General features: G+C 71.7%; 19 protein-coding genes. 11 read left to right on the top strand and 8 right to left on the bottom strand.

The genetic code is table 11. The features are described 5' to 3' along the window. Nucleotides 1-60 precede the first annotated feature (60 nt). A complete protein-coding gene (gene phnA, locus ACFU8W_RS29840) occupies nt 61-1,317 on the bottom strand; it encodes a phosphonoacetate hydrolase (protein WP_384043534.1) in 1,257 nt (418 codons plus the stop codon). Between the two features lie 197 nt (nt 1,318-1,514). Between phnA and ACFU8W_RS29835 the strand changes: the two genes are divergently transcribed. Beyond that, on the top strand, nt 1,515-2,429 hold the full coding sequence (locus tag ACFU8W_RS29835; protein ID WP_384043531.1) for a LysR family transcriptional regulator: 915 nt from the start codon (nt 1,515-1,517) through the stop codon (nt 2,427-2,429). A gap of 24 nt (nt 2,430-2,453) precedes the next feature. Here ACFU8W_RS29835 and ACFU8W_RS29830 read toward each other — a convergent pair whose 3' ends face one another. Both ACFU8W_RS29830 and ACFU8W_RS29825 read right to left on the bottom strand, forming a co-directional pair. Further along, nucleotides 2,454-3,137 carry a response regulator transcription factor gene (locus tag ACFU8W_RS29830; protein ID WP_345511355.1) on the bottom strand — a complete coding sequence of 228 codons (684 nt, stop codon included), beginning with the start codon at nt 3,135-3,137 and terminating at the stop codon, nt 2,454-2,456. Continuing rightward, nucleotides 3,134-4,273, bottom strand: a complete 1,140-nt coding sequence (locus ACFU8W_RS29825; protein ID WP_384043528.1) for a sensor histidine kinase — start codon at nt 4,271-4,273, stop codon at nt 3,134-3,136. Before ACFU8W_RS29825 ends, ACFU8W_RS29830 begins: the two co-directional genes overlap by 4 nt. Before the next feature lie 168 nt (nt 4,274-4,441). Here ACFU8W_RS29825 and ACFU8W_RS29820 point away from each other — a divergent pair, with 168 nt between their 5' ends. Beyond that, nucleotides 4,442-5,425: a carboxymuconolactone decarboxylase family protein gene (locus tag ACFU8W_RS29820; RefSeq protein WP_384043525.1), complete on the top strand. Its 984-nt coding sequence runs from the start codon at nt 4,442-4,444 to the stop codon at nt 5,423-5,425. Next, entirely contained in the window at nt 5,422-6,231 is an 810-nt protein-coding gene (locus tag ACFU8W_RS29815) for a class I SAM-dependent methyltransferase (RefSeq protein WP_384043522.1), read from the top strand. Before ACFU8W_RS29820 ends, ACFU8W_RS29815 begins: the two co-directional genes overlap by 4 nt. A gap of 11 nt (nt 6,232-6,242) precedes the next feature. Here ACFU8W_RS29815 and ACFU8W_RS29810 read toward each other — a convergent pair whose 3' ends face one another. Then, nucleotides 6,243-7,679 (bottom strand): amidase, encoded by a 1,437-nt coding sequence (locus tag ACFU8W_RS29810; protein WP_384043519.1) that lies wholly within the window; start codon nt 7,677-7,679, stop codon nt 6,243-6,245. Nucleotides 7,680-7,902: 223 nt separating this feature from the next. Between ACFU8W_RS29810 and ACFU8W_RS29805 the strand changes: the two genes are divergently transcribed. Both ACFU8W_RS29805 and ACFU8W_RS29800 read left to right on the top strand, forming a co-directional pair. Continuing rightward, entirely contained in the window at nt 7,903-8,523 is a 621-nt protein-coding gene (locus ACFU8W_RS29805; protein WP_384043517.1) for a hypothetical protein, read from the top strand. Beyond that, entirely contained in the window at nt 8,520-9,548 is a 1,029-nt protein-coding gene (locus ACFU8W_RS29800; protein WP_384043514.1) for a nucleotidyl transferase AbiEii/AbiGii toxin family protein, read from the top strand. Before ACFU8W_RS29805 ends, ACFU8W_RS29800 begins: the two co-directional genes overlap by 4 nt. Before the next feature lie 70 nt (nt 9,549-9,618). On the opposite strand, the gene ACFU8W_RS29795 is transcribed toward ACFU8W_RS29800, so the two are convergent. From ACFU8W_RS29795 to hydA, 4 genes are all read right to left on the bottom strand, one after another. Then, a complete protein-coding gene (locus ACFU8W_RS29795; RefSeq protein WP_384043597.1) occupies nt 9,619-9,972 on the bottom strand; it encodes a hypothetical protein in 354 nt (117 codons plus the stop codon). A gap of 290 nt (nt 9,973-10,262) precedes the next feature. Further along, entirely contained in the window at nt 10,263-11,822 is a 1,560-nt protein-coding gene (locus ACFU8W_RS29790) for an NCS1 family nucleobase:cation symporter-1 (RefSeq protein WP_384043511.1), read from the bottom strand. Nucleotides 11,823-11,902: 80 nt separating this feature from the next. Further along, nucleotides 11,903-12,904: a TIGR03842 family LLM class F420-dependent oxidoreductase gene (locus tag ACFU8W_RS29785; RefSeq protein WP_345511364.1), complete on the bottom strand. Its 1,002-nt coding sequence runs from the start codon at nt 12,902-12,904 to the stop codon at nt 11,903-11,905. Nucleotides 12,905-12,915: 11 nt separating this feature from the next. Next, a complete protein-coding gene (hydA, locus tag ACFU8W_RS29780; protein ID WP_384043507.1) occupies nt 12,916-14,316 on the bottom strand; it encodes a dihydropyrimidinase in 1,401 nt (466 codons plus the stop codon). Between the two features lie 676 nt (nt 14,317-14,992). Here hydA and ACFU8W_RS29775 point away from each other — a divergent pair. From ACFU8W_RS29775 to ACFU8W_RS29750, 6 genes are all read left to right on the top strand, one after another. Next, complete coding sequence (locus tag ACFU8W_RS29775) at nt 14,993-16,072, top strand: mechanosensitive ion channel family protein (RefSeq protein WP_384043504.1); 1,080 nt, start codon at nt 14,993-14,995, stop codon at nt 16,070-16,072. 511 nt (nt 16,073-16,583) lie between these two features. After that, a complete protein-coding gene (locus ACFU8W_RS29770) occupies nt 16,584-18,470 on the top strand; it encodes an alkaline phosphatase family protein (protein ID WP_384043501.1) in 1,887 nt (628 codons plus the stop codon). A 271-nt stretch (nt 18,471-18,741) separates the two neighbouring features. Then, on the top strand, nt 18,742-20,112 hold the full coding sequence (locus ACFU8W_RS29765; protein ID WP_345511369.1) for an MFS transporter: 1,371 nt from the start codon (nt 18,742-18,744) through the stop codon (nt 20,110-20,112). A gap of 98 nt (nt 20,113-20,210) precedes the next feature. Then, nucleotides 20,211-21,518 carry a hypothetical protein gene (locus ACFU8W_RS29760; RefSeq protein WP_384043497.1) on the top strand — a complete coding sequence of 436 codons (1,308 nt, stop codon included), beginning with the start codon at nt 20,211-20,213 and terminating at the stop codon, nt 21,516-21,518. Next, nucleotides 21,515-22,633: a DUF917 domain-containing protein gene (locus tag ACFU8W_RS29755; protein ID WP_384043494.1), complete on the top strand. Its 1,119-nt coding sequence runs from the start codon at nt 21,515-21,517 to the stop codon at nt 22,631-22,633. The genes ACFU8W_RS29760 and ACFU8W_RS29755 overlap by 4 nt, the downstream gene beginning before the upstream one ends. Next, on the top strand, nt 22,630-24,183 hold the full coding sequence (locus tag ACFU8W_RS29750) for a helix-turn-helix domain-containing protein (protein ID WP_384043491.1): 1,554 nt from the start codon (nt 22,630-22,632) through the stop codon (nt 24,181-24,183). Before ACFU8W_RS29755 ends, ACFU8W_RS29750 begins: the two co-directional genes overlap by 4 nt. Nucleotides 24,184-24,262 lie beyond the last annotated feature (79 nt).

Raw genomic sequence — 24,262 nt, 5'->3', positions numbered from 1 at the left:
CCCGGCGCGTGCCTCGGCAGCGCGCCGGGGCCGGGTCCTTGGGGTGGTACGGCGGCTCGGTCAGGAGGTGAGCGGCCGTCCGGCGGCCAGGGCGTTGCCGACCCAGTAGGCGTCGAAGTTGCGCAGCCGGTGTCCGTCGGGGAGCGGGCCGGTCGGCGCGTTCACGAGGAACGGCACGCGTTGTTCGGTGAGACCGCCGTGGGAGCGCAGCGGCTCCTTGAAGCCGGAGATGTCGTGCCGGGCGGGCGTGGTGCCGAGCGCCGTGTTGCGGGTGGCGATGACGACGAGGTCGCCGATGCGGTCGCCGGGGAGTTCGAAGCGCTCGCAGGCCTCCTCGCGGGTGAGGACGGTGTCCACGCCCTCCAGGGCGGCGAGTTCGGCGAGCAGACCGGCCCGGTCGGTGCCGTCCGGCAGGTGCACGGTGGCGTACGAACCGAGCGCCCCGTGGTGGACGGTGTACGGGTCGGTGATGGGCAGGATGACGCGGGCGGCTCCGGCGCCGAGCCGGGTGTCGAGCAGGTCCTGGAGGAAGACGACCTGGGCCGTGCCGTCGGCGTCGCTCTTGGCGTTCATGCCGTGATCGGCGGTGATGACGAGGACCGCTCCGAGTGCGTCGATCTGCTCGAAGTAGCTGTCGAGCATGGCGTAGAAGTCGTTGGCGACGGGCGATCCCGGCGCATGCTTGTGCTGGATGTAGTCCGTCAGGGAGAGGTACATCAGGTCGGGGCGGTCCTTGGCCAGGATGTCGGTGCCCGCGGCCATGACGAGCTCGCTGAGCTCGGCGCTGTAGACCGAGGGCAGTTCCATGCCGACGCGTTCGAGGACCTTGCTGATCCCGTGGGACTCGTCGGTCAGCTGGTCGGCCTTCTCGGCGGAGAAGCAGATGCCGTCGGAGAGGTCGCGGCCGAGCAGCCGGCGCAGCTTGTCCTTGGCGGTGATGACCGCGACCTTGGCACCTGCCTGCGAGAACGCGGCGAACAGGGTCGGCACCCGGAGCAGCTCCGGGGCATTCATCATGATCTCGGTGCCGGACGTGGTGTCGTAGAAGTAGTTGCCGCAGATGCCGTGCACGGCGGGCGGCGCACCCGTGGCGATGGAGATGTTGTTGGGATTGGTGAAGGACGGCATGGTGCAGTCGGCCCGCAGGTCGCTGCCCCGCTCCAGCATCCGTTCGAGGAAGGGCATCCTGCCGTCCGCGATCGCCCGCTCGTGGTAGGCGTCCTCACTGCCGTCGATGCAGACCACGACGACGGGCCGCCGGGGCCAGGCGTAGCCGCGCCCGTTGACCTCGAACTGCTCGGCAACAGATTCCTTCATGTACGGATCCACCCCTGAGGTCGAAGTACCGAGGCGGTGGTTGCCGCCTCACAGCTCATGGGTAGCACCCGGCTCGGGGCGGGCAGAACCACCGGGATTGCTATAGCCGTCATAGCCGCATCCACCCTGCCGCACCCCCTCCCCACCAGGCCGGATCGGGGCTAGGCTCCGCGCCGACGATCAACTTAGGGAGGCGTGTGGAACTCAACCTCCACCGGTTGTGGATCTTTATGCAGGTGGTCGAGCACCAGGGATTCTCGGCGGCCGCGCACAAGCTGTACATGAGCCAGCCGTCGGTCTCCAATCAGGTGCGCCGGTTCGAACAGTCCTTGCGCGTCACGCTGATCGACCGGTCGGGGGCCAGGATCAGGCCGACGGCCGAGGGCGAGGTGCTCGCCGAGTACGGCCGGCGGGTCTTCCTCCTCGCCGACGAGGCGGTCGCCGCAGTACAGCAGGTGAGCGGGCTGACGTCCGGACGGCTGCTGGTGGGCGGCACGACGACGGTCGGCACGTACCTGCTGCCGCCGCTGCTCGCCCGGTACCAGGAGCGGCATCCGGGCATCGAGTGCGACATCTTCGTCGGCAACAACGAGGCTGTGCTGGAGCGGTTGTTGTCGGGTGCCATCGGGATCGCGGTGGTGGCGGGCGCGCCGACGGCCGCGCAGCTGGTGCCGGAGACCGTTCTCGACGAGCGGCTGGTGCTGATCGCCGCGCCCGGCCATCCGCTGGCGGACGCGGGCGAGGTCCGGCCGCAGGACCTGTCGGACTCGCGGTTCCTGCTGCGGGAGCCCGGATCCCAGACCCGGGAGCTGCAGGAACAGGTCCTGGCGGAGTGGGAAATGACGGAGGTTCCGCACGGAGACATCTGGGGCCCCGAGGCCGTCAAGCAGTGCGTGGCGGCGGGGCTCGGGGTGTCGCTGATCTCGGAACACGCCGTGGTGGACGATGTGCGCGCCGGATCGCTCGCCGTCCTCCCGGTGACTCCGCAGCCCCGGTCCCGCCCCATCAGTCTGGTGCGGCGGCGCGACCGGGTGCTGTCCCCGGCGGAGCGCGCGTTCATGGGACTGCTCCGTGAGATCGGCCGCTGGCCGCAGGAGCTTCCGGACCGATGAATCCGCCGTGGGCCCCGGAACGCCTCAGGGAAGCGGGTCGCGCGGCGTGACCAGACCCGACTCGTATGCGAAGACGACGAGTTGGGCCCGGTCCCGGGCGCCCAGCTTCGTCATCGCCCGGCTGACATGGGTCTTTGCGGTGAACGGGCTGATCACCATGTGCGCGGCGATCTCCTCGTTGGTCAGCCCACGTGCGGCCAGCGCACTCACCTCGCGCTCGCGGCGGGTCAGTGTCTCGAAGCCGGGGGCCGTGGTCCGGTCGGGCGGCCGGGAGACGAACTCGCCGATCAGGCGGCGGGTGATGGCAGGCGACAGCAGCGCGTCGCCACGGGCCGCGACGCGGATGGCCTGGAGGAGTTCGGCGGGCTCGGTGTCCTTGAGAAGGAACCCGGCGGCCCCTGCGCGCAGCGCGTCGAAGACGTACTCGTCGAGCCCGTAGTTCGTGAGGATGACGACGTGGACACCGGCCAGCAGCGGGTCGGCGGCGATCTCGCGGGTGGCCTCGATGCCGCCCATCACGGGCATCTGTACATCGACGAGGGCGACGTCCGGGGTGTGGTGGCGGGCGAGTTCCACCCCCTGACGGCCGTCGGCTGCCTCGCCGATCACTTCGATGCCGTCCTCGGCGTCCAGCAGGGCGCGGAATCCGGCACGCATCAGGGCCTGGTCGTCGACGATCAGCACCCGGATCGCTTCCTGGTGGTTCATACAGCGGTTCCCATTGTCCGCAGGGGCAGTTCGGCGCGTACGGAGAAGCCGCCGCCCGGGCGTGGTGCGGCGGCGAGAGTGCCACCGAGGGCCCTGACGCGCTCGCCCATGCCGGTGAGGCCGGTGCCCGCGGTGACGGCATCGCCGGGGGCGCAGGGACCCTGATCGTCGACGCTCACGGTCAACGCATGCTTCCCGTAGACGATTTCGACGGTAGTCCGGGCACGGTCGGCGTGCCGGGCCACATTGGTGAGTGCTTCCTGCACGATGCGGTAGGCGGCCCGGTCGACGTCCGACGGCAGGGTGCGTTCGACGCCGGTGACGGTGACGGACAGTGCGATGCCCGCGGTACGGGCTCGCTCGGCCAGCTCGTCGATGCGGTCCAGCCCCGTGCCCGGCTCCACCACATCGGTGCGCAGTACCTCCAGGGTCGCGCGCAGCTCCCGCATCGCTTCGCCGCTCGCCTCCTGGATCGCGAGCAGCGCGGGCTCCACCTCACTGCCGCGCTTGCGGGCCAGGTGAACGGCAACTCCCGCCTGAAGCTTGACGATCGAGATGGAGTGGGTCAGTGAGTCGTGCAACTCCCGGGCGATCCGCAGCCGCTCCTCCCCGGCCCGGCGCAGCGCCGTTTCGTCGCGGCTGCGTTCGGCGTCGAGCGCCCGCTGCTCGGTCTGGCGGAGATACGCCTGCCAGTTCTTGTCGATGAGTCCGGTGACGCCGGCGCAGAGGAACCAGCCGAGCAGCAGCACGGTCCGCTCGACGGTGTCCTGCGCGCTGGGTGCGGCGACGATCAGGACCATGAAGTATCCGGCGAGAAAGAGGGCGCCCGCGACGATGCCCCACACGCGGTGTCCGCTGCGCGCCGCCGCATGCACGGCGGCCAGCACGGGGAACGCCGCCCAGGTTCCGGGGTGCGCGTGCACGACGTACCCCAGCATGGAGACGGTGGTGACGGCGAGCACGGCGCGCGGCGCCTGCCGGTGCCCGGCGAGAGCCAGACTGCCGACTGCGACAAGCAGCAGGTCGAGGGTGCCCGGACCCGAGGCGGCGTAGGCCGCGGCGAGAACCGCCGCGCCGATCGCGACGGCGAGTGCGGTGTCCAGCAGGTGAGTCCGCCGGTCGATGTCACCCTGCATGAGCCGCACCCTAACTCCCGTACAACGGCGTGGTCATCATCCTGCGGGACGGACCCCGCACTACTCCCGGGGCAGTAGTCACGGCCACCGCCGGTCGGCCTGGACCGTCCTCAACTGCCTTCGGCCGTACGACGACCGGGCACCGTCCGACGGGTGAGCATCGTCGCCATGACCGGACCCTTTCGATACACCTCACCCGAACCGCCGAAATCGGCGACCGGAGTGGTCGCCGACGTCTACGCACAGCTGGCCACCGACTTCGGCATCGACCGCGCCGTGACCTTTGTCGTCCTGTCCGCCGCGCCGCCGCTGCTGGCCGGCACCTGGGCCGTCATGCGGGAGTCCCTGCTGGCCGGGCAGGCGTCGCGCACCGGAAAGGAGGTGGTGGCGGCCGGGGTGTCGCTCGCCAACCGGTGCCCGTTCTGCGTCACCGCGCACACCGTGCTCCTGCATGCCACCGGCGACCACGCCCTGGCCGAGAGAATCGCCCGCGGCGAACAGCCCGAGGACTCCCGACACCGTCAACTCCTGGCGTGGGGAATGGACATGAGCACGCCGCAGCCGTTCCCGTCCGGGGAGGCACCGGAGTACATCGGGACAGCGCTCGCCTTCCACTTCATCAACCGGATCGTGTCGTCCCTGCTGACCGAGGAGATGCTGCCCGGGGGCGCCGAGAAGTACCGCCTGGTACGGAGCGTGGCGGGCCGCTCGCTGGCCCGCACGGTCCGCCGCGAACTGGTTCCCGGCGAGAGCCTGGCCCTGCTGGAGACCGAGGGGGCGGCACCCGCGTGGGCGGCGGACACGCCGATCGGCACCGCGTTCGGCGCGCTGCGCGCGGCGGCGCACCTGGGTGCGGAGCTGCTCGGCGACGAGGACGCGGCGCTGGTACGGGCGTCGGTGGCGGCCTGGGACGGCGTCGCACCGCTTCCCCTGCACGGCGAGGAACTGCCGGCCCGGGCGGAGCGGCCGGGCGCACGGCTTGCGCTGCTCGCGGCGCGTGCCCCGTACCGGATCACGGACGAGGACGTGGCGGCCTGGCTGGCGCCGCCGTTCACCGATCACTGCCTGGTTCATCTGATCGCATTCGGCGCGATCTGCGCCGTCGAGCGCATCGAGGCCACCCTGACCACAAGGACCGAGGAGCACGCATGACTGTCACCGACGCGTGGAACGGACCGATCGGCCTGCACTGGGCGGACCATCCCGACCGCTACAACGCCATGCTGGCCCGCTTCGACGAGCCGCTGTTCGACGCCGCGGCGATCGGCGCGGAGGACCGGGTCGTCGACATCGGCTGCGGCAGCGGGCCCTCGACCCGGATCGCCGCCCGGCGCGCCCCGCGGGGCCGGGTCACGGGCGTCGACGTCTCCGTGCCGCTCATCGAACGCGCCAGGGCTCTCACCGACCCCCAGGAATTCCCCTCCGTCTCCTACGAGTTGGGGGACGCACAGGTCCATCCGTTCAAGCCGGGCGGCTATGACGTGGCGATCAGCCGGGGCGGCGTGATGTTCTTCGCCGACCACATCGCGGCGTTCACCAATATCGCGCGCGCCCTGCGCCCCGGCGGCCGGCTGGCGTTCATCTGCCCGCAGCCCCCGCTGCCGGACAGCGAGGAGCGCGAGGCGCTCGGTCTGATGGCTTCCCTGCTGGGACAGGAGCACCCGGTGGAGAACGCGGTGGCGGTGGCCATGGCCTCGCTCTCGGACCCGGAGCGCGTCCGGAAGGTACTGGGCGCGGCGGGCTTCGAGGAGATCGGCATCGCCCCCGTGACGGCCACGACCTGCTGGGGACGGGACGCTGCGGACGCGGTGGACTTCTTCGTCTCCCGTACGCCGGGTCTCACCGTCTCCGACGCCGCCCGGGCCTCGATGGCGGACAGCCTGCTGCCGTACGAGACGGCGGAGGGCGTACTGCTGCGGGCAGGGGTGTGGGTGGTCGACGCCCGCCGCCCGCTCTGACCGGTGGTGCGTCAGGAGCCCGTGGGGACAGGCGGCCGGTGCTCGTACCAGCGCTGATCGGCCTCCAGCTGTGCGGCGAGGGAGATCAGCAGCTCCTCGCTGCGGGAGGGGCCGAGCAGCTGGGCGCCGACGGGGAGCCCGTCGGGGGTGAACCCGGCCGGGACATTGATGCCGGGCCAGCCCAGCACGTTCCACGGCCAGGCGTACGGGCACGCCTCGGTGATCGCCACATCGGTGCGCCAGGCGCTCAGGCCGTCGAATGTGCCGATCCGGGGTGGGGGCGCGGCGGTCGTCGGGGTGAGCAGTACGTCGAACCGGGCTCCCACCCGGGGCGTGTGGAAGAGCGCCCCGATCCTGCGCTGCTGGCGCACCTCCCGGGCCCGGGCCGCCCGCACCACCCTGCCCCCGAGCCGGGTGCCGGTGCGCAGGGCGCTGCGGGTGCGCGGGTCGAGGAGGGCGGGTTCGGGGTGGAGCGCGGCGAGTTCGGCGATCCCGGCTGTTGCGCGGGGGACGAAGCCCAGACCGATCAGCCCGTAACGGGGCCTGGCCTCCTCGACCTGATGGCCGAGCCGGGCGAGCACCTCGGCGAGTGCGGTGACAGCCCGTCGTACGTCGGGGTGGGGGGCGGTACCGGTGAGGGTGAGCGGGGGCCGCCAGGCGAGGGCGATACGCAGCCGGCCGGGGTCGCGGCCCGCGGCGGCGGAGGCCGCGACGGGCGGGGGCCGGTGCGGGTCGCCGGGGTGCGGCCCGGCGACCGCGTCGAGCAGCAGGGCGGCATCGGCGACGGTGCGGGCCAGCGGTCCGTTGACGGTGAGGCCCTGGAAGGCGTCGTGGTGCGGGTGGACGGAGATCCGGCCACGCTGCGGTTTGATGCCGACGAGATGGGTCCAGGCAGCGGGGATGCGGATGGACCCGGCGCCGTCCGACCCGAGCGCGGCGGGTACCAGCCCGGCGGCCACGGCCGCGGCCGAACCGCCGGACGAGCCGCCGGGGGTGTGGCCGGTGTTCCAGGGGTTGCGGGTGGCACCGAAGGCGAGTCCTTCGGTGAAGGGCCACTGCCCTAGCTCGCAGGAATTGGTCTTCCCGACGATCACGGCCCCTGCGGCGCGCAGCCGGCGGACGGCCTCGCCGTCGGCGGTGGCCGCGGGCAGGTCGCCGCGGCAGCCGAAGTAGGTGGGCATTCCGGCGACGTCGGTGTCGTCCTTGACGGCGACCGGTACCCCGAGCAGGGGCAGCCGCTCCCCCGCGGCGAGGCGCCGGTCGGCTTCGGCGGCCTCGGCGAGCGCTTCGGTGGCACGAAGGTGCCGGAAGGCGTTGAGAGTGCTCTGGCTCGCTTCGATGCGTTCGAGGGCGGCGGACACCTGCTGGGTCGAGGTGGTCCGGCCGTCGGCCAGCTCGCGTGCGCTGTCCGCCAGTCCGGTCGACTCCGTGAACTCTGCTGAGGACATGGGCTGTACGCCTCCCGGATTTCGACGCGTGCCCGCGCCTTCCGCATCTGTCCGCCCACGCGAACTTACTGGAGGGTAACGAGTAGCGGCCGGTCCACTCAACCGTTCGGCATGGAGTGTCAGTACCGCTTGCTGATTTCTCCGGCAGGAGTGGACAGAACCGAACAGCTGGGGTGTGGCCTGTGGAAACAGAGTTCGCGGGAGAGTTCGAGACCACCTGACGGTGCGCCTCGGCACCGCGGCAGGCGCCATGGACGCGAGTGCACGCCTGGAACACCGGGCAGCACGGATCGGGCTGAAGCTCACCCGCATCGTCCTGGACCGCGGCGCCATGCCCGACCAGCCCATGCTGACCGAGACCGGGCGCGGCACCCTCACCGAGCGGCGGGCCGCCGCCCTGCTCCGTTCGGCCGAACTGCGGGCGGCGGGCTTCCCCGTCATACGGGTGAAAATCGAGGCCTCCCCCTGGAACGCGGACATACCGCAGACGGCGGACGAGGCTGCCGCCCTGTCCCCCGCCTGTTACTTCGAACACCACGTCAAGCTGCTGCTGCCGGGGGAGCCGGAAGTGGCCACGGCGCGGGCCGTGGCCGAGCGGCACAGCGCGCACCTCTCGCGCAACGCCCGCCGTGCGGCGCGGCGTGGGCGCCACGAGCGGTTCGTCACCCAGCGCTGCCGCGGGGTCGGCCGGCCGGAGGCCCGCGCCCGGCTGGACGCGCTCCTCGGCGCGCTGACCGCCGCCGGGCTGGATGTGGCCGAGGTCGAGGAGGAGTTCGTGGTGCACGACGACCATCCGGCGGCGGACGCGGGCTGGATCGAGGAGCGGACCGGAGTGTCCGTGTGAGCGGGCCCGGCCGCCCGGTGCCCGGCGAGCCGGCGTTCTCCGATCCGTCGCTCGCCCCGCGCTGGCGGGCCGCCCGGCGCAGCGTCCAGGACCATCTGCTCCGTGTGGTCACCGGGTCGGCGTGGGGCGACGGGCTGATCCTGCGCGGCAGCCTTCCGCTCCAGGCGTGGGTGGGCGCGGCCGCCCGGGAGCCCGGGGATCTGGACTGGATCGTGCTGGAGGCGTCGACGGACCACTGCGTCGACCGTCTCGATCCCTATCCGTACGTCGACGGGATCGACGTCGTCCAGCAGTGGCCCGAGGCAGCGGACGGCGCGGCGGCACCCGACCTGTGGACGGACGACGAATGCTTCGCCACCGGTGGCGCCCGGCCCGCGCTCGCACCCGAGGGTCTGCGCTGGATCGACTCCGATGCCCTGGAACCCAGCCCCGCCCCGCAGGACGAGGTCACCGCCGCGCTGAAGACCGGTCCGCCTCCCCCGCAGGGCATCCGGATCGACCCGAGCGCGGTGACGGCGGACGGCGTGTGGATGTATCGGGCGTACGAAACGCCCGGCGTACGCGTGGTCGTGCCCTGGCAGGCGGACGGGCTGCCGCCCGGCGAGCTCCGGATGGACTTCGCCCGGGACGAGGCGATGCCGGACGGCCCCGTGTGGACGGCGTGCCCACGCGGTGACGGCGGACCGCCGGTACCGGTCCGGACCGCGAGTCCTGGGCTATCGCTCGCCTGGAAGCTGCTGTGGCTCGCCGAGGACCGGCAGGCCGAGGGCCGCTCGACGGCGAAGGATCTGTACGACGCGGTGCTGCTGGCGGAGCATCCGCCGACCCGGCTGTCGCCCCGGCTGCTGCGCACGGTGCTCGGGCCGCACGCGTCCGGCTTCGGCCCGGACACGGTCCGGGCCTGGCGGGTGGACTGGTCGGCGTTCCACGCCGCCCACCGGTGGGTGGACGGCGACGCGGACGGGCTGCGGGAGCGGCTGGCGACGGCGCTCGCAGTCCTGTGGGAACGGACGGCCGCGCGGTGACGGACCCGGTCGGTCGAGGACGGTCGACACCACCACCGTGCGCACTCACGCCGGCTCCGGCGGACAGCCCTCAGGGCTGGACGCTGATCTCGCCGATCCCGGTGCCGATGCCCGCGCAGTGTGCGGTGGACTGGCCGGACTGGCCCGGGTTGAGGGTGACGTGTTCACCGTCCACGTCCGGCGACCAACCGCAGACCAGGTGCACCCAGAAGGTCTGCGCCGTGGTGCCGTTGTTCCGGCACAGCGCGTATCCCGTGTAGTCGTCGATCTCGTGCTTTCCCGTGTCGCAGGAGAGGCCGGGTGGCGTCGCCATGGGTGTCACGGCGGTGGCGGCCGTCGCGGGTGCGGCGAGTGCCGCAGTCATTCCTGCGACGACGGCGCCCCGCAGCACGGCCCCGGACAGACTCCCCATGCACAGCTTCATCGTTCGCATTTCCTCTTCCTGGTGACGGACTCGGTGCCCCGACACCGTCCCCCACCGTCCGTGCCAGAAAACTGGGCTGGACCTCACCCTGTGTACGGGGGTGGGCGGTCGTTCCGGCCCGGGCGGACGCCCACATGGTCGGGCGCCGACACCGGACCGGGCCCGGCATCTCCTTCCGTGGGAGGCGACGTGACCGGTCATCGCTCCGGCACGCGGACGTCGGCCCGGGCGACGGTGATCGTGCTCGGTCTCACGAGCGGCCACGCCACCGCCGGCCGAGACGCTCGACATCAGCGCACTGCTGAGCCGTTCCCAGCAGTCGCTGTGACCCCGGACCGGCCACTGAGCAGCACGTACAGCACCAGCGAGGAGGCCAGGCCGACCGCCCAGCCGTAGTCCGCGAGCGGTTTCAGGAACGGGATCAGGCCGTCGGCCGGGAACGGGCCCTTGCCGGGGGCGGAATGGGAACCGCCGATGGCCAGGACGCCGCCGACCGCGAAGGCACCGACGGCGCGCCAGTTCCAGCCGTCCGTGTACCAGTAGCGGCCGCCGGGGCGATAGAGGTCGGCGAGGTCGAGCACGGTGCGTCGGACGATCCAGTAGTCGGCGATCAGGATGCCGGCCACCGTACCGAGCAGACCGCCGACCAGACCGAGCCAGGTGAAGATGTACAGCTCCGGGGTCTCGGTGAGCTTCCACGGCATGATCAGCACACCGACGACGCCCGTGATCAGCGCGCCCGTACGGAAGTTGATGAGCTTGGGTGCGAGATTGGCCAAGTCGTACGCGGGTGACACCACATTCGCCGCGATGTTCACGGAGATCGTCGCGATCAGCACGGTCACCAGGGCGTAGAGCAGTCCGAAGACGTTGTCGGTCCTGGCGACGAGCTCGACCGGATCCCAGATCGCCTCTCCGTAGACGGCCTGCGAGCCGGAGGTCACCAGGACCGAGAGGAGCGCGAAGAGCGTCATCGTGGTCGGCAGGCCCAGCGTCTGGCCCCAGATCTGGGCGCGCTGGCCGGCGCCGAAGCGGGTGAAGTCGGGGATGTTCAGGGAGAGCGTGGCCCAGAAAGCGATCATGCCCATCAGGGACGGGAAGAAGACCGGCCAGAAGTCCGCGCCCCAGCCGAGCTTCGAGGGCTGGTCGAGCAGCGGTCCGAAGCCGCCGGCCTTGACGGCGACCCAGACCAGCAGCACCAGGGCGCCGACGATGACGAACGGCGCCGCCCAGTTCTCGAACCGCCGCAGGGTGTCCATCCCCCGGTAGATGATGGCGAGTTCGACCGCCCAGAAGAGGGCGAAGCAGAGCCAGAGCGTCCAGGGTTGCCCGCCGATCTCGGAGGCGTTCGCCCAGCCACCGAAGATCTTCCCGAGCAGGGTGAAGATGCCGACGCCGCCGATCCAGGTCTGGATGCCGAACCAGGCGCAGGCCACCGCGGCCCGGATCAGCGCGGGCAGGTTGGCGCCGCGCAGACCGAAGGAAGCGCGAGCCAGCACGGGAAACGGGATGCCGTACTTCGGTCCGGCGTGGCCGGTCAGCAGCATCGGGCCGAGCACGATCAGGTTGGCCAGCGCGATGGTGAAGACGGCCTGCTTCCAGTCCATGCCGAGGGCGACGAGACCGGAGGCGAGCAGCCACGACGGGATGTTGTGGGCCATCCCGACCCAGAGGGCCGCGAAGTTGTACGTGGTCCAGGTGCGCCGCTCCAGGGGGACGGGCAGCAGGTCCTCATTGATGAAGCGGTTGTCGGCGGGGACAGCTCCGGGGGCGAGTTCCACCCGGTCCGGCGGCGCGGATATGCGGTCCTGCGGTGGGATCGGTGGAGTGGGTGGGACGGTCGATGTCATGGCGGCTGGACCCTTCGCTCGGGAGCGGTGCCGTGCGGGCTGGGGAGAGGGGCGCGTACAGCCGTGGGGGGAGGCGCGGGTCAGGCGGACAGGGCGGGGATGATCTCGGAGCCGTACGCGTCGATCGTCGCTTCGCGCGCATCGTGCATGTTGTAGACGGCGAACTGGTCGACGCCCAGGTCGCGCAGCGCCCGGAGTTTCTCGATGTGTGCCTCGGCGGGGCCGAGGAGGCAGAACCGGTCGACGATCTCGTCGGGGACGAAGGCGGTATCCGGATTTCCGGCGCGCCCGTGGTGGCTGTAGTCGTATCCGGCACGCCCCGCGATGTACTCGGTCAGTGCCTCGGGTACGAGGCCGGAGTGTTCGCCGTACCGGGACACCAGGTCCGCGACGTGGTTGCCGACCATGCCGCCGAACCAGCGGCACTGCTCGCGGGCGTGGTCGAGGTCGTCGCCCACGTAGGCGGGGGCGGCGACGCAGATGGTCACGGAGTCCGGGTCGCGGCCCGCCTCCGCCGCCGCGTCCCGTACGGCCTTGATCATCCACTCGGTGAGGAACGGGTCGGCGAGCTGCAGGATGAATCCGTCGGCCTTCTGTCCGGCGAGGGCGAGCGCCTTCGGACCGTACGCGGCCATCCAGACAGGCAGTCTGCCGTCCTTGACCCACGGGATCTGGACCGGCTGCCCGTCGACGGTCGCCTCCCGGCCCTCGGCGAGATCGCGGATGACGTCGATGGCCTCGCCGAGTCGGGCCAGGGTGTTGGGCTTGCGTCCGGCGACGCGCATCGCGGAGTCGCCGCGGCCGATGCCGCAGACGGTGCGGTTGCCGTACATGTCGTTGAGGGTGGCGAAGGTGGAGGCGGTGACCTCCCAGGTGCGGGTGCCCGGGTTGGTGACCATGGGGCCGACGATGAGGCGTTCGGTGTGCTCGAGGATCCGGCTGTAGATGACGAACGGTTCCTGCCAGAGCACCGCCGAGTCGAAGGTCCAGCCGTAGCGGAAACCGTTGCGTTCGGCGCGCCGCATCAGGCCCACGACGGCCGAGGCGGGCGGGTCGGTCTGGAGGACGAGTCCGAAGTCCATGGCAGGTGCTCCTAGTCCAGGTACTGACTGGTGGCGCGCGGGGTGTACATGCCGTGGCCGGCGCGCCCGGTGAACTTCCTCCGGTCGATGACGACTTCGCCACGCGAGAGGACGGTCTCGACCTGTCCGGTGATCCGCTTTCCCTCGTACGCCGAGTAGTCGACGTTCATGTGGTGCGTCTCGGCGGAGAGGGTCTGCTCGGCGTGCGGGTCGTAGATGACGACATCGGCGTCGGCGCCCGGGGCGATGGTGCCCTTCTTCGGGTAGAGGCCGAACATCCGGGCCGGGGAGGCGCAGGCGATCTCGATCCAGCGGCGGCGGGAGATGTGGCCGTCCACGACCGCCTGATGGAGAAGGTCCATCCGGTTCTCCACGCCGGGCATGCCGTTCGGGATCCTCGAGAAGTCTCCGCGGCCCATCTCCTTCTGGCCGGAGAAACAGAACGGGCAGTGGTCGGTGGAGACGACCTGGAGCTCGTTGTTCCGGAGGCCGCGCCAGAGCGCCTCCTGGTGCTCCTTGGGCCGCAGCGGGGTGGAGCAGACGTACTTCGCGCCCTCGAAGTCCGGCTCGGCGAGGTTGTCGGTGGAGAGGAAGAGGTACTGCGGGCAGGTCTCGCCGAAGACCGGAAGTCCCTTGTGGCGGGCGGCTGCCAGCTCGGCGACGGCCTCGTCGGCGGAGACGTGCACGACGTACAGCGGGGATCCGGCGACACGCGCGAGCTGGATGGCACGGTGGGTGGCCTCGGCCTCCAGCGCCACCTTGCGGACGTCGCCGTGGTAACGCGGGTCGGTGCGGCCCGCGGCCAGCGCCTGTTCGACGAGGACGTCGATCGCGATGCCGTTCTCGGCGTGCATCATGATCAGCCCGCCGTTCCCCGCGGCCCGTTGCATGGCGCGCAGGATCTGGCCGTCGTCGCTGTAGAAGACACCGGGGTACGCCATGAACAGCTTGAAGGAGGTGACTCCCTCCGAGACGAGGAGGTCCATCTCCTTGAGCGAGGACTCGTTCACATCGGAGAGGATCATGTGGAAGGCGTAGTCGATGGCGCAGTTGCCGTCGGCCTTCGCGTACCAGGCGTCGAGTCCTTCCCGGACCGCGCGCCCCACGGTCTGGATGGCGAAGTCGACGATCGTGGTGGTGCCGCCCCAGGCGGCCGCCCGGGTGCCGGTCTCGAAGGTGTCGGCGGCGTAGGTGCCGCCGAACGGCATCTCCATGTGCGTGTGCGCGTCGACACCGCCCGGGATGACGTACTTGCCGGAGGCGTCGATGGTCCGGTCGGCGGTCCAGCTCGTGGCCGCGTCGGTGCCGTGCGCGGCGAGCGCGGCGATGCGGCCACCCTCGATGAGTACGTCGGCGTGGATTTCGTCGGACGCGGTGACGACGAGGCCGCCGTGGATGACGGTGCGGCTCATGTACCCCTCCTCACTGTGGCGGAATGGGTCTACGCACGTAGATAGGGTGCGTGGTGAAGAACGTAGAAGTGGGTTACCCACTGTGGCAATACCGCTGCGGCTAACCGCTGAAGACGTTTCCGTTTCCGGGCATGGCGTACACCGTCGGCCCAAAGCCGACGCCGGGTCTCGTCGTATACCGCCGGGCGGACTTGCCCCGGCTCTCCCGGTGGCCGTTCGGCCGCTCTGTGGACGGTCGGGCGACGCCGGAAGACCGGTCTCGACAGCTCCGGCCGAACCGACCGGCACCTGAACACGGGCGGCCCTCGGGAACCGCACCCTCCGCAGCCCTTGAACTGTCCATCGCCGAAGCGACGCCAGGAACGATGCCCAAGGAAGACCACGAACCCATGGACGTCACCGACCGTGGGTGGGCCCCCGCACTCTCGCATTCCGAGCTGCCATCAGCACTTCCGCCCTGCTTGAGCCGACGCAGGGTCAGCCGCGGCGCCTTGGAACGCGTACGGCAGGATGGGCGATCGCGCCGGACCCCACTCCGCACATCCGTGTCTCCCGGCGCGAACCGCACACCCGAGAATCGAACAGGTAAAACGGTGACGAAGCATCCCGTCCGGCGCCCGGAAGCGGCGGCGGTTCCCCCCATCAGGCGTGTTCCCCGGACAGCGGGGGCGCAGCGGTGAACCGGGCCCTCACTCTGCACGACTTGGTCGTCGCCGGTACAGCGGTGGCTGCCGGCATCGCGGCAGGCCTCCTGCTGCGCGTAACTCTGCGATGGCTGGGAGAACGAGCCAGCAGGACGCGTTGGAGCGGTGACGACGTCATCGTCGACGCCTTGCGGACACTGGTCCCCTGGGCGGCGATAGCCGCCGGCGCGGCTGCGGCGGCCACGGCGCTTCCGCTGACCTCCAGGGTCGGGCACGACGTCACCATGACGCTGACCGCTTTGCTCATCCTGGCCGCGACGCTCACGGCGGCCCGGGTGATCACCGGCCTGGTGCGGTCCGTGGCGCAGTCCAGGTCGGGGGTGGCCGGATCGGCCACGATCTTCGTCAACATCACGCGCGTCGTGGTGCTGGCGATGGGCTTCCTCGTCATGCTCGAGACGCTGGGCGTCTCCATCGCGCCTCTGCTCACCGCGCTGGGCGTGGGCGGCCTGGCGGTCGCTCTGGCGTTGCAGGACACGCTGGCCAATCTGTTCGCCGGCGTGCACATCCTCGCTTCGAAGACGGTGCAGCCGGGCGACTACATCCGGCTCAGCAGCGGCGAGGAGGGCTATGTCGTCGACATCAACTGGCGGAACACCGTGGTGCGTCAGCTGTCGAACAACCTCGTGATCATCCCGAACGCACAGCTCGCCGGCACCAACATGATCAACTTCAGTCGGCCGGAACAGCAACTTTCGATCATGGTCCAAGTGGGTGTCGGCTATGACAGCGACCTCGAACACGTCGAGCGCGTCACGACCGAAGTCGTCGAGAATGTGATGACCGACATCACCGGCGCCGTCCCCGACCACGAACCGGCCGTCCGGTTCCACACGTTCGGGGACTCCAGGATCAACTTCACGGTCATTCTGGGGGTCGGCGAGTTCAGCGACCAGTACCGGATCAAGCACGAGTTCATCAAGCGCCTGCACGAGCGATTCCGGGCCGAGGGCATCACGGTCCCCGCTCCGACGCGCACCGTGACCGTGCAGCCGGGAGCGGCGCCGGTCGCGATCCCCCACCAGCGCGAGGCGACGGAGTCGTTGTCGTAGCCGTGGCCGCATCGCCGTCATGCGGCTGATCACAACTGCCCGGTCACACCGGTCCGGTCGCGCCGGCGGGCCGTCACACCGGCGACTTTCGGGCGAGCTTCGCACAGTACGGTCACGCCGCCGGGCAGTCCTTCGCGGTGTACGGCCACGCGTGGCGGCTGCGTCCGGAAGTCCGCCGGGCGGGCCGCGGTACGGACCGTTCGGCTCCACGTTGCACAACGTCGGCCGTCCGTGAACACCGCGCCGCACCCATGACTGCTCAACCTCCGACCAACACCGCCTGAAATCCGATGAGTTCGCCTCGGATCACTCGGCGCGGCACCGTCGCCCCGCGGACGATAACAACCGAGTCAAAAATAACGTAACGGTTACGGGTCTGGTCCAAATGTTGGGTACGGTTCACGCGCTCGTCCCGTTTCGGGCGTGAGGCGATCACCACGGACGGCGAGTCTGTGGCGCGTCACCGAACACCCGTTGTCCGGTTTCCCCGCTTTCGATCCCGGAGGATCACGTGCCCATATCGCGCTCCGCGCGTACCGTGCTGGCCGCCGCCACCGCTGCCGCCGCCCTGCCGCTGTCCATCGCCCCGGTCGCCCACGCCGACGAGTCCCGGGCCACCGCCGCGGCCCCGTACGCCGGTCTGCCGTCCGGCAGCAAGCAGGCGAAGACCCTCGTCATCGGCATCGACGGCGCCACGTTCGACGCCTTCGCCCGTGCCGACGTACCGCACCTCAAGCAGCTGATGTCCGAGGGGCTGACCGCGCGCAGCAACCTGTACGCGAACCCGATGGCCCCGACCGTCTCCGGCGCCGGCTGGTCGTCCATCGCCACGGGTGTCTGGCCCGACAAGCACAACGTGAAGGACAACAACTTCACCGACCCGAACTACGGCCAGTACCCGGACTACGCGACCCGGTTGGAGGCCGCCGACCCGACCACGTCCACCCTGGTCGTCGGTACCTGGAGCCCGGTCCCCCAGATCATCTTCGGCTCGACGACGGATCTGCGGATCGCCGGCGGCAACGACGAGGGCACCACCGCGAAGGCCGCGGACTATCTCGCCCATGGCAATCCCGACTCCACCTTCGTCCACCTCGACGAGGTCGACGGCGCCGGGCACGCCTCCGGCAGCGCGAGCGACGCCTACCTCAAGGCGCTCAACACCGTGGACGGGCAGGTCGGACGGCTGCTCGACGCCGTTGTTTCCCGGCCGACGTACGCCAAGGAGAACTGGCTCGTCGTCATCACCGCCGACCACGGCCACACCCCGACCGGTGGCCACGGCGGCAACACCCCGCTGGAGCGCGGCACCTTCGTGATCGCCCGCGGCCGGGGCATCGAGCCCGGTTCGGTACGCGACGACGTCAAGATCACCGACATCGCGCCGACCGTTCTGCACCACGAGGGCGTCGCCATCGACCCCTCGTGGAACCTCGACGGCACCGCGCTCTCCGCCCTGAAACCGGACGCCTTCGACACGCTGCGCGACACGCTCCGGACCCCCGTCGACGAGACGAAGCTCCCCGCCGGCACCAAGGGGTGGACGAACACGGCCCCCGACGGCTGGACCATCGACAACTCGAAGATGCCGGCCGGTGGCGTCACCGAGTGGCGCGGCTGGTCTTTCGCCACCGACGAGTTCTGGACCAACGCCGAGCGCGGCCAAGGCCGCGAGACGAACGTCCGCGCCCGCAATGTGTTCGCGGTCGCCGACTCCGACGAGTGGGACGACAAGGCGCACGACGCCGGACAGTTCGACTCCACGCTCGTCAGCCCCGCCTTCCCGTTGAACGGTGCGGCCACGGCGAACGTCTCCTACGCCACGAACTACCTCATCGACGGCCCGCAGACCGGTGACGTCTACGTCTCGTACGACGGTGGCGCACCGCAGCTCGTGAAGTCGTACCGGGCGAACACCAACGCGGTCGAGCACCTGCAGCTGAACGTTCCGGCGGGCGCACAGTCGGCGAAGCTGAGCTTCCGCTACACCGGCACCAACAGTGCCTTCTGGACCGTCGACCAGGTTGCGTTCGGCCAGCCCAACCCGCCGTCGCAGCTCGCCCTCGCCTCCCTGAAGGCCGACACCGAGCTGCTCGGCCGGCCTGGCTCCGACGCCGCGTGGAAGGTCACCGCGGACGGCGTGGTCAAGACCGCGCAGGGCGCTCCGGTGCGGGGCGCGAAGGTCGTCGCCGAACTGCGGTACGGCGACCAGGTGCAGAAGCTGACCGGCACGACGAAGCCGGACGGCTCCGTCCGCTTCGGGGCGACCGTGCAGCAGGGCAACGCCGAGGCCACCCTCACCGTCACCGACGTGCGCTACCAGCACCTCGCGTACTACGGCGAACTCGACGCGGTCCGCACCCTGGCCCTCACCCGCCCCACCGGCCACCGCGGCTGACCGACCGGCCGGGCCCCGGAGACACCCACCGGGGCCCGGCCCCGTCGCGCATACGCCGGACAGCGGCCCCGGCCGCGCCGGGGCCGCGCCGGGTTACCGTGGCAGTTCCCGCCGGTGCGGCCCTCCACAGGCCGCCGGGGCACACAGCACAGCGGCCCCCCGCGCCACTGTGCGCTGCGCACAGGTTCCCGCCCCCGGGCCTGTCTACTGTGCCGCCATCCCCACCCGCTGAGGGGTGAGTCGGTCGGTACGAATGCCTGGAGGACAGCCGGTGAGCGCGACAACTGCACGTTCCGGTGCAACCGGAGAACCCCTGGAGACGGGTCCGGACAAGGCCGGAGCCGCCGGGCTCCGCCCCGTCGGCGCCTACTTCGAGGCCATGCCGTTCGGCCGCGCCCATCTTCTGGCGGCGCTGGCCCTCTTCATGGCCTTCGTCATCGAGTCGTGGGAGCAGCTCGCCCTCGTCTACGTCTCCGGTGATCTCGGCGACGCGTTCTCCATCGACGCGGGCCGGATCGGCTGGGTGCTCTCCGCCGTCGCTCTCGGCATGATCCCGGGTGCGCTGGTCTGGGGTCCGGTGTCGGACCGGATCGGTCGGCGCGCGGTATGTCTGTGGAGCCTGTCCGCGTACGGAGCCATCGCCCTGGCCAGCGCGTTCTCGCCGAACTTCACGGTGCTGCTGGTCACTCGGGTGCTGTCGGGGCTGGCGCTCGCCGGAATCTACACGGTCACCTTCCCGTACTTCCTGGAGCTGCTGCCGTCCCGCATGCGTGGCCGGGCCGCGGTCTATCTGTCGATCGGCTGGCCGATCGGTGTGCTGGCCGCGGTCGGTGTGACGCAGCTGCTGGCCGGCCTGGGCTGGCATGTGGTGGCCATCGCCTCGGCCCTTGCCGGTCTCTGGGTGTTCGCGATCCGCGCCTGGGTGCCGGAGTCCCCTTACTGGCTGGCCGGGCAGAACCGGCACGACGACGCGGCTGCCGTGCTGCGCAGGCTGGGTGCCGATGTCCCGCCCGGCACCCGCTTCGAGGTCGTCGCCCCCGAGCGGGCCGGGCGTCCGGTGGAGCTGCTGCGCGGCAGGCTGCTGCGGATCACGCTGCAGATGCTCGTCGTGAACTTCACCTTCAACTGGGGGTACTGGGGTCTGCAGACCTGGCTGCCGACGCTGCTCCAGGACAAGGGCCTGAGCATGTCGGCGAGCCTGGGCTTCGTCGCCCTCAGCGCCCTGTTCATGATCCCCGGCTATGTGTCCGCGTCCCTGCTGACCGGGCGCTTCGGCCGCAAGAAGGTCTTTCTGCCGTACGTCGCACTCGCCGCGGTCAGTGGAATCTTCTTCGCCTACTCCGGCTCGATGACCGAGCTGTACATCGCGAACTTCGCGCTGTCCTTCTTCAGCCTCGGCGCCTGGGGCGTATGGAACACCTGGAACGGTGAGTTCTTCCCGACCGCTCTGCGCGGTACGGGGTACTCCTGGGCCACCGCGGCCCAGCTGGTCGCGACCTCCCTCGCCCCTTCGGTGGTCGGCTTCCTCCTGGCGCAGGCGACCGGCTTCTCCACGACGATCCTGTTCATCACCTCCTTCCTGGTGGTGGCGCTGCTCTTCGCCGCTCCGCTGCCGGAGACCGAGGGCCAGGACCTGGAGTAACGGCCCCGACGAGTTCCGCCCGCTCGGCCGTCTCCCCCACCGGCCGGCGGCCGGTTCCCACGGCGCGCGCCCCAGGGCCTGATGGCAGGATGATGCAGGTGAGACTCGGTGTGGACGTGGGGCGTGCGACGACGGTGGCCGTACTCGTCGGCCCCGACGGCACGACATCGGCACACGCCGTGGTCGACTCGTCGGCCTCCCTCGACCGTTCGCTGCGCGATGTCCTGGACGCACTGGGCCCCCTCATGAACGTCCCGTACGAGCGCGTCGAGGTCGTCTGTCTCACGACCGACCTCGACCGTACGCCCTACGACCCGTCGCCCGTCGCCGTGCTGCGCATCTCACCTCCCAGCCATCCCGCGCTCGGCCCGTCCCCGCGTCCGGGCGGGCTCACCCGCGTCGTCACGGGCGGGTCCTCGCTCACCGGCCGGCCGCTGGCGCCGCTGGACCGGGCCGGGGTCGCGGCGTTCGCCCGGGACGCGGCGGCTGCCTCGATCACCTCGTTCGCACTCTGCGCGGCCGGTTCGCCCGCCCGCCCGGAACCGGAGCTGGCCGCGGCCTCCGTGATCGCCCGCCACCTGCCCGGTGCGCACATCACCCTCTCGCACGAGATCGGCTCCCCCGGTCTGCGCGAGCGCGAGAACGCCGCCGCGGCCAACGCCTCGCTCGGCCGCTGGGCCGAGCACCTCACCACCACCGCCGAACGAGCACTGCGGGCCCGTGGCATCACCGCCCCGCTGTTCTTCGCCCGGGACGACGCCGGTCTCGTCTCCGCCGAGTACGTACGCCGCTACCCGGTGATCGCCACGGTCTCCGCCACGGCCTGCGCGCTGCGCGGCGCCGCACTGCGGGCGGGCGCCGAGCGGGCGGTCGTGGTGGACGCCGCCGGTTCCGCGGTCCGCTGCTCAGCCGTCACGGACGGCGAACTGGAGGCCGGGGACGCGGGCCCGGGGCCCGGCGGGCTCTGGATGGATGTGGGCAGGCCGCGCCTGAACACCCTGCCGTTCGGCGGCGAGGATCTGCCCACCGACGCACGGCCCCGGGTCGACGCTCTGGTGGCCGGAGTACTGGAGCGCGCGCCGGGCAGCACGGTGCTGTACGCGGGCGGCGCGGCCCCGCACTTCGGTGGTGACCGTGAGGCGATCTCGGCGGCGGCGTACGGCGCGGCGCGCGCGGACACCCGAGTGGAGCTGGAGCAGGTGGTGGTCGCGCCGGGCCGGGCGGAACTGGACCGGCTCATCGGGCTGGCCCGCGATCAGGCACTGGCCCGGGTCGTGTCGGCCGGTGCGGCGCCGGGCGGGGCCCGGGTGGCACGAGCGGTCCACACGCCCGTCTCGTATCTGCCGGGCGGGGTCCACCGCATCAGGGTCCGGGCCGTGGGCCCACCCGCAGGAGCCACGTCATGAGCGGGGCCCCGCTCCGGGTGGACGCAGCCGTGCTGGAACAGCTGGCGACCGGGTCGCTCGTGCTGGCGGCGGGCGCGGCGGAGTCGGCGTTCCGGGTGGCGCTGGACTGGGCACGGGCTTCTGTGGCCGCGCACGGGCCGGTGCGGCTGCTGGCCCCCGACGAGCTGAACGACCTGCGTCTGTGTGTGACGGTCACGCTGGTCGGCTCATCGGCGGCGCTCGCCGAGCAGCTGCCGACCGGTGCGGAGACGGTGCGGGCGGTGCGTGCCCTGGAACGGCTGCTGGGCACCCGGGCGGACGCGGTCGTCGCGCTGAACACGGCTGGGGAGAACGCCCTGCTGCCGGTGGCCGCCGCGGCGGACTGCGGGCTTCCGCTGGTCGACGGCGACGGCTGCGGACGAGTGCTTCCGCTGCTGGAGCAGTCGACGTTCACGCTGGCCGGGGTGGCCGCGGCGCCTCTCGCGCTGGCGACCCCGTCGGGCGATGTGGTCGTGGTGGAGTCCGCCGGCGGACGGGTGGAGGATCTGGTGCGGCCGCTGGTTCCGGCGGCGGGCGGCTGGGCGGTGGCCGTCTGCTATGCCATGCCGGGCGGGGTCCTGGCGGGGTCCGTGGTGCCGGGCACGGTCAGCAGGGCGATCCGCGCGGGCACGGCGACGCCCCGCGATCTGTTCGCGCCCTGGTCGCTGCGGCGGCTGTGCCGGGGCCGGATCACAGCGGTGGAGCACCCGGCGGACGAGCACGGCCACGGGGCGCCGGAACCGTACGAGTGGGTCGGCGGCCCGGACACCCACCCGTGGCCCGCGCTGCCGTCGCGCCCGACGAGTGTGCTGGTCGCCGAGACGGAGGGGCTCGGCCGTCACTTCCGTCTGGAGGCGCACAACGAGGTGCTGCTGGCGCTGGCGGACGGGGCGCCCGTCGCCGCCGCGCCCGACCAGATCCTGATCCTGTCGGCCTCCGCCGACCGGCGCGTGCTGGATGTGGAACGGGCGGTGCCGGGCGTGGAGGTCGAAGTGGTGGTCATCCCCGCCGCGCCGGCCTGGCACACGCCCGAGGGCCGACGGCTGGCCCGGGCCGGCGCGGTCGGTCCGCAGGACACACAGGAGGACTCGTGGTGAACAGGCCGACCGGCCGCCCTGTCCGCGAGGGCGCGCTCACCGTCGCCGAACTCGTCCAGCAGGGGCGGCTCGCCGGGGTCCGGATGTCCGGGGCGAGCGGCCGGGGCACCGAGGTGCGGTCGGTGCGCATCGTGGACCGTACGGCGGCCCTCGACACCCTCGAACCGCACACGGCGGTCGTGCTGACCGGCAGGGTGGCTGCCGCGGGCTGGACCGTGGAGATGGCGCTGCGCAAGGCGTGGGAGCATGCCGCGGCCTGTGTCGTGGTCACCGAGTCGGCGGGGCGGCCGGGTTCGGTGGGGGCGCTCGCCGACCGGCTCGGGGTACCCCTGCTGGTGATCGACGAGGACCCGCTGGACGCTGCGGTCCGCATCGCATCGGCGGTCGCCCGCCCGGACGCCGGACGGACCGCGCTGGTGGCCCAGGCGGCCCGGGCACTCGCCGACGCCGGACCGCACGCCGGACGGGTGCTCTCCGCGCTGCACGCGGTACTGCCGTCCACGGCGGTGGCGCTGACCGGGACGGCCGGTGAGGTGCTGGCGGGCCGACGGGCCGCGCTCTCGGTGGAGGGCGGGGCGCTCACGGTCCGGGTGGAGGTCCCGGACGGCGACGGCGGGTCGCTGGGCACCCTGGTCGCCCGGTCGGGCTCGCGGGTCGCGGGGTGGGAGGAGACGGTGCGGGACGTGCTGGGGCTCGCGGTCGCTCCGCTCACCGCGTGGTGCGCGCTGCGCCGTCTGGACGACGAACGGACTGGCCACCGAGCGGAGTTGTTGCTTCGCCGACTGCTGAAGGCTGATGCCCGAGCCTTGGGCGACGACGGGCCCGGGGCGGGCCAGGGTGAGGAGGAGCGTGCCGAGGCGGCGGCGCTGGGCTGGCCCGCACGTGGCCCGCTCGTCGCATACGCGCTGCGCCCGGTCGCGGGCCGGGAGGGCCCCGACCCCGGCCCTGCGCTGCGCGCGGTGTGGGCGGCGGTCGGACCGGGAGGGCCGCTGGTCGCATACGAGGGTTGCTGGGTGGCCTGGCAGTCGGTGACCCCGGCGGAGGGAGCGGACCCGCTCGACGGCGCGACCCGACACCTGGCCGACGCCCTCGCGGCCCTGGCCGCCTATGTGCCGGTCGCGGGCGGGGTGGCGGGAACGGCGGAATCGCTGCCGTCCCTCGGCCCGGTCCTCGCCGACGCGTGCGCGGCGGCCGGTGTCGCGGCCGCGGGTGATCCGGGGAGCGTGGTGCGCGGAGACCGGATGGGCGCGGCCCAACTCCTGTCCGCCGTACCGACGGAGTTGCTGCGCGGACCGGCGGAGGTGGTGCTCGCCCCGCTCCTCGCGGCGGACCGGGACGGCACCCTGCTGCGCACGCTGGCAGTCGTCCTCGACGCGGGTGCCGCGCCGACGGCGGCGGCCGAGGTACTTGGGGTGCACCGCAACACGGTGGCGGCCCGGCTGGAGCGTATCCGCTCACTGGGTTTCGATCCTGACGATGCGTCACAACGGCTGGCGCTCCATCTGGCCTGCCGGGTGCTGCTGTCCGGGGACGGTGACGGTGAACGCTGAGCGGCTCACCGCCGCCGTGTCCGCGGGAGTTACCGGTGCGGCGCGGAATGTCCCGCGCCGCCCGCTCCCGGTCCTCGGC

The sequence above is a fragment of the Streptomyces sp. NPDC057565 genome (assembly GCF_042801455.1).
Lineage (GTDB): Bacteria > Actinomycetota > Actinomycetes > Streptomycetales > Streptomycetaceae > Streptomyces > Streptomyces yanii.
Note: the sequence above shows the minus strand (reverse complement) of the source record. Positions and strands in the feature narration are given on the sequence as shown.